Origin of the sequence: Dokdonella immobilis (genome assembly GCF_900115085.1) — a bacterium.
GTDB classification, from domain to species: domain Bacteria; phylum Pseudomonadota; class Gammaproteobacteria; order Xanthomonadales; family Rhodanobacteraceae; genus Dokdonella; species Dokdonella immobilis.
Genome location: NZ_FOVF01000005.1, coordinates 14,554 through 26,319, shown reverse-complemented (window position 1 = coordinate 26,319; position 11,766 = coordinate 14,554). Strand labels below are relative to the sequence as shown.

The window sequence follows — 11,766 nt, the reverse complement described above, 5'->3', positions numbered from 1 at the left end:
GACACGCGAGGCGGACACCGCGAACCGTTCGGATGGGTCCAAGTCCGCCCCGGACCGCGCCATGCACCGATACAGGAAAAGCCGATGACAACACAGACCCTTTCCAACCCTGACCGTCGCGACGAAAGCGCGCAGGCACACGAGAGCCTGGCGACCCGCTGGGCCGAGCGCGGCCGGCTTCCTGATGCGCTCCTGCGTCTCGGCATCCGGCGCATGTGCGCGGTGCGCCTGCAAGAAGAGTCGGCCGGCGGCGTCGAAGCCACTGCCGAACGCCAGCGCGCGCGCGTCGATGAACTGCGCGCCAGCCCGATCGCGATCGAGACCGATGCCGCCAACACCCAGCATTACGAACTGCCACCCGCGTTCTTCAGACTCTGTCTCGGCCGCCACCTCAAGTACAGCGCCTGCTACTGGGACGATTCGACGCCCGATCTCGACGCCGCCGAGGCGCGCATGCTCGGCCTCTATGGCGAGCGCGCCGAACTCGCCGATGGCCAGCAGATCCTCGAGCTCGGCTGTGGCTGGGGCTCGCTGACCCTATGGATGGCCGCGCGCTTCCCGAATGCGCGCATCACCGCAGTCTCCAATTCGCTGCCGCAGCGCGAATTCATCGAGGCGCGCTGCCGCGAACGCGGCCTGGCCAATGTCGAGGTCATCACCGCCGACATCAACGTCCTGAGCCTGGACAGCGGCCGCTTCGATCGCGTCGTTTCGATCGAGATGTTCGAGCACATGCGCAACTACGAACACCTGCTGCAGCGCGTCGGTGCGTGGCTCAAGCCCGGTGGCAAGCTGTTCGTCCACATCTTCTGCCACAAGACCCTGGCCTATCCGTTCGAGACGCAGGGCGAGGACAACTGGATGGGTCGCCACTTCTTCACCGGCGGGCTGATGCCGGCCGCCGATACCCTGTTGCACTTCCAGCGCGAGGTTGTGATCGAGGAACGCTGGCTGCTCTCCGGCACGCACTATGAGAAGACCGCCAACGCCTGGCTCGCCAACCAGGACCGCAATCGCGATGCGGTGATGCAGGTCCTCGAGGAAGCCTACGGCCCGCACCAGGCCCGGCTCTGGAACCAGCGCTGGCGCATGTTCTGGATGGCCTGTGCCGAACTGTTCGGCTATGCCGGCGGCAGCGAGTGGCAGGTTGCGCACTACCGCTTCGTGCGCGCTCGATGATCGATCGCCGCGGGCGATGGGACCGCGTCCCGCGAAGATGATCCTGCCTGAGCGCTTCGCGAGCGATGTCGATCCGGCGTCTTTCCGTTCGTCGATACCGATGAATCCCACGCTACAGGAGGCCGTTTCGTGCAAATCTACTGGATCAGGGCCCAGGCCCCGCGACGCGTACTCGCATTGGCCAGGCATCTCGGCATCGATGCCGAATTCATCCACCTCGACGCCAAGGCCGGAGAGCTGCGCTTCTCCGACTATGCACGCCTGAACCCGAACATGAAGGCACCGACGCTGGTCGATGGCGACCGGGTGTTGTGGGAATCGAGCGCGATCATGGCCTACCTGTGCATCCGCGAGGGCTCGGACATGTGGCCGGCGCAGAATCCGGACGAGCAGGTCGAAGTCCTGCGCTGGATCAGCTGGGATCTCGGCCACTGGGAACCGGCCGTCGCGCCGTTCTATTTCGAATACATCGTCAAGACGACGTTCGCACTCGGGCCGCCCGACCTCGCAGCGCTTGAAGACAAGGTCGCCGGACTGCGTCGCTGCGCAAGGGTGCTCGATGCGCACCTCGAGGATCGCGAACATGTCTGCTGCGGACGCCTGACCATCGCCGATTTCCAGCTCGCCTCGATGGCCCGCTACTGGCGCGAATTGGCCATGCCGCTCGTGCCTTTCCCGAACATCGTACGTTGGCTCGACACGCTCGAGCGCCTGCCGGCATGGGCCGATCCATGGCCCGCCGAGAATGGCGGCGGCTGACCGTCTGCATTTGATCGAGCGTTCGCCGCTGCAAGGGCAAATACCGCACCGCACCGTTCCGGCGAGGTGCGGGGAGGGATCCGATTACTTGATCAGTCCTTCTTCGCGCATGGCGCTCTGCACAGCCGGCCGCTCGGCGACCCGCTTCTGGAAGGCCATCAGGTTCGGAAACTCCGAGAGGTCGAGCTTGAGCACCCTGGCCCAATTGGTCACCGTGAACAGGTAGGCGTCGGCCGCACTGAACTGGTCGCCGAGCAGGAACGGCTGGTTAGAAAGCGTCTGTTCGACCAGGGCATAGCGCTTGCGCAGGTAGGCCTCGCGATCCGCGCGCACGGCATCGGTGGTGTTCGAATTGAACAGCGGACTGTAGGTCTTGTGCAGCTCGGAATTGATGTAGCCGAGCATTTCCTGCAGGCGATAGCGCGCCAGCGTGCCATTGGCCGGGGCGATGCCGGAGTCCGGCTTCTGGTCGGCCAGGTACTGGACGATGGCCGGACCTTCGGTCAGCAGCGCGCCGTCGTCGAGGCGCAGGGCGGGTACGTAGCCCTTTGGATTGATCGCCAGGTAGTCATTGCCGTGCTCGGTCTGCTTGGTCTTGGTGTCGACCTTCTCGAGCTCGAGCGTGATGCCGATTTCATTGGCGACGATATGTGGCGAAAGCGAGCATGCGCCCGGTGCGTAATACAGCTTCATGGAAACTCCTTGCTGGGGTGGGAATGCCGGGCTCGATCTGCCGACCAGGCCCGGCCGGGAATTCAGTCGGTGATCAGTGCCTGCATCAGGTCGGCGGCACGGCGATGGCGCAGGTTCGGGGCGATCTGTCCGCTCCACAGCGAGACCAGATCATCGCGCCCGGCGGCGATTGCGGCGGCGCGCAATTTCGAAACGAACCAGCCTTGCACCGGAAACGGTGGCAGCGTCTCAGGCTGCTGGCCCATCTGCTCGGTCCAGCGGTTGCGCAAGCCGCGCGCCAGCCGGCCGGTGAAGCTGCGCGTGAGCGTGGTCTGTCGCGCGTCGGGCCCGAACAGGCGCTGCCGATGGGCCTCGTGCGTGCCCGACTCCTCGCAGGCCAGGAACGCCGTCCCGATCTGCGCCGCGCCGGCGCCGAGCGCGCGCGCCGCGCGCAGGCCACGTGCATCGGCGATACCGCCGGCGGCGATGACCGGCACACTGACCCGGTCGGCAACGAGCTGGACCAGGACGAAGGTGCCGATCAGCGAGTCCTCGGCGCGCTGCAGGAAAGACGGACGATGCCCGCCGGCCTCGGCACCGGTGGCGACGATCAGGTCGACCCGTGCTGCATCGAGCGCTTCGGCCTCGGCGATCGAGGTCGCGGCGCCGACCGTGACGATGCCGAGACGACGGCATTCCTCGAGCACGCGCCGGTCGGGAATGCCGAAGACGAAACTGAAGACCGGTGGTCGCGCTTCGAGCAAGGCGTCGATCTGGGCAGCGTACTCGGCGTGGTAACGCTCGGGCATTTCCGGCTTGTCGACACCGAGCTCGCGGAACCACGGCTCGAACAGGGCGTAGACGCGATCGAACGCCTCTGGGCTCAGCGCCAGGCCGCCCGGATCGTGATCGGAAATCCACAGGTTCATGGCAAATGGCGCATCGGTACGGTGGCGGATGGCGGCCGTGACCTCGCCGATGCGTTCGGGTGCGAGGCCGTGCGCTCCGTAGGAGCCGAGGCCACCGAGACGCGACACCGCAGCCGCCAGCTCGACGGTCGAAAGACCACCGCCGAACGGACCCTGCACGATCGGGTGCTCGATGCCGAGGCGCGCCGCGGCCTCGGAAACGGGGTGGTTATTCATGGGCGACTCCAGATGATCCGCGATGGGTGATGGTACCCGGGTTCGGTATCCACTGGATACTACATAACTGGCAGTAACCCTAAAAATGTGGTATCCAGTTGGTTACCACTCAACTTTCCGATCACGACCATGGCGCTGCCGGTGCGCAAATCCAGCGTCGAATTTCCGCCGAACTGCCCACTCACCGAGTGCATGGCGATGTTGCGCGGCGCCTGGGCGCCGAACGTAATCTGGTATCTGAGCGGCGGCCCGCGCCGCTTCGGCGAACTGCGCCACGACATTCCGCGGATTTCCGCGCGCGTCCTCAGTGCGCGCTTGCGCGAACTCGAATCGCGCGGCATCGTCGTGCGTCGCCTGGTGGATTCGTCGCCGCCATCGGCGGAGTACGATCTGACCGAGCTCGGACGCGAGCTGATCCCGGCCATCAAGTCGCTCGCTGCGGTCGGCACGAAGCTGAAACTCCGCGCCGTGTCTTGTTGAGCAGGCTATGGAGCGGCCCCGAAACTTTCTGCGGATTGCGGCGGTCTGTGACATTCAACCCAGCGGAAAACTCCGATGAAAAACTGGATCAGGAACAATCGCGGCATTCTCGTCTTCGTTCTCTGCCTCGGTCTGTTCCGCACGGCCATCGCCGACTGGAACCCGGTGCCGACCGGCTCGATGCGACCGACCATCCTCGAAGGCGACGTTGTTCTGGTCAACCGGCTCGCTTACGACCTGAAGATCCCGCTGACCGATGTGTCGCTGTTCCGTCTCGGTGAGCCGCAGCGCGGCGACATCGTCACGTTCTCCTCGCCGAAGGACGGCACGCGCCTGATCAAGCGCCTGGTTGCGGTTCCGGGCGATGTCGTCGAGCTTCGTGACAACCGGCTCTTCATCAACGACGACGCGGTCGACTACAGCGACCTGACCCAGGTCAGCGAACCGATCGGCTACGGCCGCTATGTCGAGGCCACGCGTGCGACCGAAGACCTGGGTGGTCATCCGCATGCCGTGCAGTTCCTGCCGACGCGCAACCCGGCCAGCAACTTCGGCCCGGTCGAGGTGCCGCCCGGGCAGTACTTTATGATGGGCGACAACCGTGACAACAGCGAGGATTCGCGCTTCATCGGATTCGTTCCGCGCAAGCTGCTGATCGGCCGCGCCGGGCGCATCCTCGTCTCCGCCGACATCAAGGCCAACTGGAAGCCACGCTTCGATCGCACCATCAGCCGCCTCGACCCGGTGCGCTGAACTTCCGGGAATCCGCAGAAGGCCCACGGCTGGCAGATCCGGAGCCTTTCCGGGCCGGGCCGGCGCAGGTGTGACAAGACGCTCGTTTCGGCTGGCAGCGCGGGCCTAGACTCAGCGCGCCCAAACTGCCGGATACCGCCGATGACCCTGCATCGTGGCTGTTCCGATTTCTTCGCCCGCGCCCGCCCGTCTCGCGCGGCCGTCCTTGCGCTCGGCGCCTGGCTGGTCCTGGCCGCACCCATGGCGATGGCCGAGTCGGTCTTCCGCTCCGGTTTCGAGCCGCTCGAACCCGCCCCGATCGTGAATATCCTGCGCGACGATCGCGTCGCCACGCTCGAGATGGACTACGACGGCGAAAATGCCTGGGGCCAGTGGTGGACGATGGACGGCAACGGCAACGATGCCGCCGGCTTCCTGGTCAGCTGGTGGCCCGAGGGCCAGGCTGGGCCGCCGCCGGGCGCCCTGCCCGCTGCAATACGAAAGGACGGCTCGATCGGCTGCCTCAGTGAGCATGGCCATGACAGCGCCACCCTCTCCGCCACGCGCTGGCTGGTCACCGGCAACCGTCGCGTCCAGGTCCAGCCGCTGCTCAATGACGCGCCGTACCGGGTGCGCGTGCAACGCATCAACTCGCTCGGCGAAATCACCAGCTACGCGAACGAGCAACTGTTCAATGGCGGCGACGCCACGCGCGTCAATGCCTTGCGCACCGCGATGACCTATTTCGACGATTTCAACCTGCCGCTCGGACCGGCCGACGAAACCCTGTGGAACAATGCCACGGTCACCTCGACCGATCCTCGCTTCAACCTGTTCTTCATCAACGACCAGTTCCATGCCCATTCGCTGAACGGTACGCGCGTCGACAATACCGGCGACAAGTCGCAGACCTCGCAACGCTTTCGCAAGCCGTTGCGCATCGAGAACGGCGTGCGTCGTCGCATCGTCTTCGACATGGACAGTCCGCTGAGTCCGCGTTCGGTCTGGTATCTCGATCTCAATCCGGTCCGTACCGACGTCACCGGACATGCCGATTTCTTCGACATGGAGGGAGCGACCGGCCTGCCGGCCGGCATGCTGCGCCTGCGTGCGCAGTTCCAGACCTTCAGCGTCAACCTGATCGGCATGGACGGCGCTTCGCACCAGATTGCCTCGGTCGACATGGAAGCGGCCGGACGCCAGGCCGTCTCCAACGTGCGCCGCGCCTTCGACGTGCGCGTCGGCACCGACGGCATCGAGGTGCGCATCGACGGACGCAGCGTCATCGATGCGCCGTTCGCGCCGTGGACGCTCGCCGCCGGTGACTACGAGCCACTCTGGATCGCCTTCGGTTACAACACGCCGAAGGACGCCAATCCCTACTACCTCGTGCACTGGGACAACTTCGGATTCGACGGGCCGGTGGTCGAGCCGCGCAGCGTGCACAACTACGTGACCCGCATCGCCGGCACCGACTACCAGAAATCGAGCCGCTGGAATTCCGAATTCCCGACCTTCACGATCAAGGTCCCCGACGATCTGCGCCCGACCCAGGCCGGGGCGACGGCCGAAGCCTGGTTGGTGTGGACCTACCAGATGGGCGACTACTCCTCGTTCAACCTCGTCCCCGGCGATCACGTCACGCTCAACGACGGCGCCAGCTACCCGTTGCCGCCACGCGGGAACAACAGCGTCCCGAACGTCCCCGAGCTGCTCGACTGGGCGGTTCCGAGCACGGTACGGATCAAGCTTGGCGACCTCGTCCAGGGTGGCAGTTCGCCGCTGGCGATCGGTGACAACCGCTTCCGGTTCTTCGCCGACAACACCGGCATCATCGACGTACATCTGGAAGTGTTCTATCCGCCGGGCAGCGCGCCGGCCTACACGCCGCCGGCCGCGATCCATCCGTTCCCCTTGCACAGCGAGCTGCCGAGGCTCGGGCCGCCGGCGCGCTTCGAGCAGATCGGCAGTACCCAGATCGACGAGGAGCACCTGATCCATGATGTTCCGCCGACGCGCATCACCATCAGCGGCGTCGTGCCGCTGACCATGGTCGTCGGCAACCACAGCTACGCGAACTGGGCGCCGGAGCTGATGGTCTTTCCGGTCGCCAGCACCGAGGTCTGGAGCACGGGTGGCACGACCGGCATCAGCACGGTCGAGGTCTTCCTGCGCCCCGCCGGTATCGGCACGCCGCCCGGCAATGCGGTCATGGCCATCGACACGGCGCGTGACGTACCCGCTCCGCAGGGTCGCTACACGCGCCCGTTCGATACGCGCGAATTCGCCAACGGCGACTACGAGATCTTCGTCCAGGCAAGCACGCCCTCGGGTCTGAAAAGCCACCCGAGCTATGGCAACGAAACCTACCTGTGGGATGCGGCGGACCTCTCGGGAGCCTACTACCCGATCCAGATACGCATCCAGAACTGAGGGGGTGGGCGAGTCCCGGACTGACGGGGCAGGCGGTGTCCTGCCGGTTGCATTCTCGCCCGCCCCCGCCACCACTCTCTCGAGACCGCTGCACTCAGGCAGCGGGCAACCGAGGTTGAACTCGCTGGCTGTTTCCCTCAAGGTTGGAAGCATGGGAATGCCCGCTTGGGGGCGGACAACAGCGGAGAACTCGGCATGTCGAAAAGACGCGAGCCCGGACGCAGCGCTTGGAGCGTCGCGAGGGGAACGGTGGACCGGGCGATCATCCATTGCTCTGGCCAAGCTGAAGCAAGGAGTTCCCGGCTGCGGCAAATCGCCGGCATCGGTGTGCTCGTTCTCGGTCTTGCCATCCATTCCGTCGAGGCGAGGACCCCCGATGGTGGCGGGCGCGCTCCGCTCTTCCCCTCCGACGAGATCAGCGCCGAACAGCGCGCCCGCATCGACGCCGAACTCGCTGCCAACGTCGCCGAGCTAGAACGCCAGGGCAAGATCATCAGGACACCGGCCCTGCTGGCCCCGCTGCAGGGCGGCCTGCAATGGCCGTTGCGCAGCGTTTCCGGCTACGGCGATCCCGGTTACCACGGCATCTCCAATTTCGTCGACCTCAACCCTGCGTTTCCGAACCAGCTGCTGGACTGGAACTGCGGCGCCCGCAGTTACGACCTTGCCGACGGCTACAACCACGCCGGCATCGATTTTTTCCTCTGGCCGTTCCCGTGGAACATGATGGACCAGCAGCAGGTCGACATCGTCGCCGCGGCGCCGGGCACGATCATCGGCAAGCAGGACGGTTTCGACGATCGCAGTTGTCCGAACAACTATTCCGACGACTGGAACGCCGTGTACATCCAGCATGCGGATGGCACGGTCGCCTGGTATGGCCACATGAAAAAGCTCTCGCAGACGGCCAAACCGGTCGGCGCCACCGTTGCCGCCGGCGAGTTTCTCGGCAAGGTCGGCAGCTCGGGCTTTTCCAGCGGCCCGCACCTGCACTTCGAGAACCACTCGGCGCTGACCGGATATACCATCCTCGAACCCTACCAGGGTGCCTGTCAGGTATCGGCTTCGCTCTGGGCGCAACAGTCGCCCCACTACGATTCGGCGATCAACAAGATCTCGACCCATTCCGCGCCGCCCGAATATCACGGCACCAATTGCCCGAACCCGATCGATGAAACGCCGAACCTTGCGGACAACTTCCTGGCCGGCAGCACGCCGTATTTCGTCGCCTACTACCGCGACCAGCGCGCCGCGCAACTGACCGCCTTCCAGATCCTGCGTCCCGACAACAGCGCGTTCCAGTCATGGAACTTCCGCATGTCGGATGCGACCTCAGACCCTTACTACAGCGCGTCCTACTGGTACTGGTCGTGGACCCTGCCAGGGAACGCGCCGGCCGGCACCTGGCATTTCCGCGCGACCTATGAAGGCACCACCTACAACCACGATTTCTTCGTCGGCGACGTCATCTTCGCCAGCAGCTTCGACTGATCGCTCGACCGGCATGCCAGGCTCGAACGCAAGACAAGGATGCGCCAGAACTGTGCACCGTCAGGCGCCGAATCCTGGATTGGAGACCGATCCATGAGCGGAACCGCCGCACACCACGCGTATGTCTGGGAGTTCGAGGTCGAACCCGAATCCGTCGCGGCCTTCCTGCGCTACTACGGCCCGGATGGCGAATGGGCGCGCCTGTTTCGCCAGGCACAAGGCTATCTCGAAACGCTGCTGCTCCGCGACGAGGCAAACCCCGTGCGCTACCTGACCATCGATCGCTGGCGCAGCCGTGCGGACCTCGAGGCGTTCATGGCCGATCATCGCGCCGAGTACGAGGCCATGGATCTCGCCTGCGAGTCGTTCACGCGGCGCGAGGCCAGTCTCGGTTCGTTTCGCGAATGTGCGGCCAGCGGCTGATCGAAGACATGCCCATCGACGGCCGTAGGCGGCCTCGCGAAGCTCACTCCTCGGGCAGCAGCTCCGGCAGCAACGCATCGACCGGCTCGATCAGTTGCGGTCCCTGGTTGCGCACGTTGCCGACCGCCTTGCCGACCGCGTGCCAGGTCAGGGCGGGAATCGGTGCGGCCTGCGCGATCGCAGTCGCCTGTTCGCCATCGCCCTCGATCCAGTCGCGGTGCAGGTCAGGCGGCAGCATCAGGGGCATGCGATCGTGCAGGCGGGCGAGGTCGCCGGCCGCGTCCATGGTCACGATGGAGTAGGTTTCGATCGGCTCGCCATCCTTCGGGCTCCAGCGCTCCCAGAGTCCTGCAAACAGGATTACCGGTGAGTCGGTGGCATGGATGTAGTAGGGCTGCTTCTGCCTGCCCTCGCCGGGCCACTCGTAGTAGCCCGACGCCGGGACCAGGCAGCGCCGCGATTTCCACGCCGAACGGAAGGCCGGTTTGCTGCTCGCCGTTTCAACGCGCGCGTTGATCGTGCTGTAGGCGATCTTTGCATCGCGTGCCCAGGCCGGAATGAGACCCCAGCGCATCTGCGTGGCCCGTGCCTTGCCCTCGCCTTCGCCGACCAGGACCCAGCCGGGCTGGGTCGGCGCCAGGTTGTAGGCGGGTTGCGGATCCTCGGCCGGAACGGTCAGCTGCAGACCACCGGAAAACTCCCAGATCTCGCGCCAGGTGTAGTAGCTCGAATAGCGACCGCACACATCGGTCTCCTTGGGCCGTGTCGTCGACGCGATGCCTGTTGGCGGCACGCCTCCATGATCGGGGATCCATGGCACGCCATCGGCGCGCGCGCGTCAAGTGCCACCGCCACGCGATGCGCGATTGGCGGCACAACTACTGCAGTGGAAAGGCGAACAGCGAACCCTCGATCGTGGCGACGATGACGCGGTCGCCATCGCGCACCGGCGATCCGGCGACGCCCCATTGGTGACCGCCGGTATCGGGGAATGGCCAACGTGTGAGCAGACGGCCGGTCTTGCGGTCGAGCGTGCTGAGACTGGCCAGGTGCCTGACGAAATAGGGCGTGCCGCCAGCCGCTGCCGCATAGATCCTGTCGCCGACGATCAGCGGCGTGCCCCAGGTCCAGCCGCGCACGTCGCTGCGCCATTGCACATGGCCATCGGCCGGATCGATCGCACTGACCCGGCGCAGGTCCGAAGAGCCGATATAGAGCACACCGTCCGCGATCACCGGCGTCGACTCGACCCAGGATCCCCAGAAATAGAGCCGCCAGATCTCGGCGCCGGTGGCCGCGTCGAGCGCATAAAGGCCGGCGCCGCGATTGCCGATATAGACGCGCCCGTCGTGGATCAATGGCGTCCCGTCGACGTCGGCGCGGGTATCGTGGCGCCAGCGCTCGGCACCGGTCTTGCGGTCCAGCGCGTAGACGAAATGATCGGCGCTGCCGAAAACGACGCGCTCGCCATCGAGCGCCGCTGCGTTGCGGATCTTGCCGCTGGTGGCGAAGCGCCAGCGCCGTTCGCCTCTGCCGGCATCGACCGCATGCATGCTGCCCTCACCCGAACCGACGTAGACGATGCCGTCGGCGACCAGCGGAGCCGCACCCTGCCAATCCCAGTCGAAGACCGACGGGTGCGGGAGAACTCGCGGCACATCGGCATCGCCGAGTTCGTATCGCCAGACCTGCTTGCCAGTCGCGCGATCGAGCTTGTAGAGGAAGCCGTTGTCACAGGCGAAATACACGGCATCGGCCACCGCCGCGGCGGCGCCGAAAATCGGGCCGCCTGCCGCGAATGCCCACTTGAGCTCACCGCTGGACAGGTCCACGGCATTGACGACGCCGCCGGTCCCGCCGATATAGGCGACGCCATCGAGAACCGTCGGTGTGGCGAACACCTGTCCGCCGAGACGTGCCTGCCAGAGCGGTCCGGGCCCGGTCGGCACCTCGGGAATCGGCGCCTCGGCCGGAATCGCATCGACGCGCCTGAGCAGCGCCCTGCTCTTCGGCCCCGGAAACGTGCCTGTCAGGGTATCGCCCTTGAGGGTCAGCGACAGGGCGAAGGATTCGATGCTGACGCGCTCGCCCTCGCGCACGATCTCGGAACTGTCCGCATAGTCAAATACGTTGGTGATCGGTTGGGTGAAGCGCATGCGCAGCCTGCCTTCCGCGTCACGAACGAATTCGAAGCCGACTTCGATACGTTCCCGGTCGGTACCGGTCGTGCCCCACCACTTGCCCAGCAGAGGGTCCGGCGCCGCACTCGCAGCCTCTGCACCCATCACCATGCACAGGCACATGGCAAGCAGTGGCCCGACAAGAATGCGGCCATGCAGTCTCGAACAGGCACTGAAAATCCGTCGTTCCGCAACGCTCCAATTCGACATGTTGGTCTCCCCTTCGCCGGGGCCCGCAGCGTTTGCGTGCTCCACCGTGCCGATACTGTGCC

The 11,766-nt window shown here is 65.6% G+C and carries 11 protein-coding genes; 7 read left to right on the top strand and 4 right to left on the bottom strand.

The window, feature by feature from the left end:
• Positions 1 to 84 precede the first annotated feature (84 nt).
• On the top strand, positions 85 to 1,179 hold the full coding sequence (locus BM125_RS05295) for an SAM-dependent methyltransferase (RefSeq protein WP_092405660.1): 1,095 nt from the start codon (positions 85 to 87) through the stop codon (positions 1,177 to 1,179).
• A 129-nt stretch (positions 1,180 to 1,308) separates the two neighbouring features.
• Entirely contained in the window at positions 1,309 to 1,938 is a 630-nt protein-coding gene (locus BM125_RS05290) for a glutathione S-transferase family protein (RefSeq protein WP_092405658.1), read from the top strand.
• A gap of 84 nt (positions 1,939 to 2,022) precedes the next feature.
• Here the strand turns inward: BM125_RS05290 and gstA are convergent, their stop codons facing one another.
• Together gstA and BM125_RS05280 are read right to left on the bottom strand one after the other, a co-directional pair.
• Complete coding sequence (gene gstA, locus BM125_RS05285) at positions 2,023 to 2,631, bottom strand: glutathione transferase GstA (protein ID WP_092405656.1); 609 nt, start codon at positions 2,629 to 2,631, stop codon at positions 2,023 to 2,025.
• Between the two features lie 62 nt (positions 2,632 to 2,693).
• Complete coding sequence (locus tag BM125_RS05280; RefSeq protein WP_092405654.1) at positions 2,694 to 3,755, bottom strand: NAD(P)H-dependent flavin oxidoreductase; 1,062 nt, start codon at positions 3,753 to 3,755, stop codon at positions 2,694 to 2,696.
• Positions 3,756 to 3,884: 129 nt separating this feature from the next.
• Here BM125_RS05280 and BM125_RS05275 point away from each other — a divergent pair, with 129 nt between their 5' ends.
• From BM125_RS05275 to BM125_RS05255, 5 genes are all read left to right on the top strand, one after another.
• Positions 3,885 to 4,235, top strand: a complete 351-nt coding sequence (locus BM125_RS05275; protein ID WP_092405652.1) for a winged helix-turn-helix transcriptional regulator — start codon at positions 3,885 to 3,887, stop codon at positions 4,233 to 4,235.
• 75 nt (positions 4,236 to 4,310) lie between these two features.
• The gene (lepB, locus tag BM125_RS05270; RefSeq protein WP_092405650.1) at positions 4,311 to 4,988 is read left to right on the top strand and encodes a signal peptidase I; all 678 of its coding nucleotides are present in this window, start codon (positions 4,311 to 4,313) and stop codon (positions 4,986 to 4,988) included.
• Positions 4,989 to 5,129: 141 nt separating this feature from the next.
• Positions 5,130 to 7,400, top strand: a complete 2,271-nt coding sequence (locus BM125_RS05265; RefSeq protein ID WP_092405648.1) for a hypothetical protein — start codon at positions 5,130 to 5,132, stop codon at positions 7,398 to 7,400.
• 195 nt (positions 7,401 to 7,595) lie between these two features.
• Positions 7,596 to 8,891, top strand: a complete 1,296-nt coding sequence (locus tag BM125_RS05260; protein ID WP_139224868.1) for a peptidoglycan DD-metalloendopeptidase family protein — start codon at positions 7,596 to 7,598, stop codon at positions 8,889 to 8,891.
• A gap of 93 nt (positions 8,892 to 8,984) precedes the next feature.
• The gene (locus tag BM125_RS05255) at positions 8,985 to 9,314 is read left to right on the top strand and encodes an antibiotic biosynthesis monooxygenase family protein (RefSeq protein WP_175497924.1); all 330 of its coding nucleotides are present in this window, start codon (positions 8,985 to 8,987) and stop codon (positions 9,312 to 9,314) included.
• 43 nt (positions 9,315 to 9,357) lie between these two features.
• Here BM125_RS05255 and BM125_RS05250 read toward each other — a convergent pair whose 3' ends face one another.
• Positions 9,358 to 10,107 carry an SOS response-associated peptidase gene (locus tag BM125_RS05250; protein ID WP_175497923.1) on the bottom strand — a complete coding sequence of 250 codons (750 nt, stop codon included), beginning with the start codon at positions 10,105 to 10,107 and terminating at the stop codon, positions 9,358 to 9,360.
• Between the two features lie 85 nt (positions 10,108 to 10,192).
• Complete coding sequence (locus BM125_RS05245; protein WP_092405640.1) at positions 10,193 to 11,704, bottom strand: outer membrane protein assembly factor BamB family protein; 1,512 nt, start codon at positions 11,702 to 11,704, stop codon at positions 10,193 to 10,195.
• Between the last annotated feature and the right edge of the window lie 62 nt (positions 11,705 to 11,766).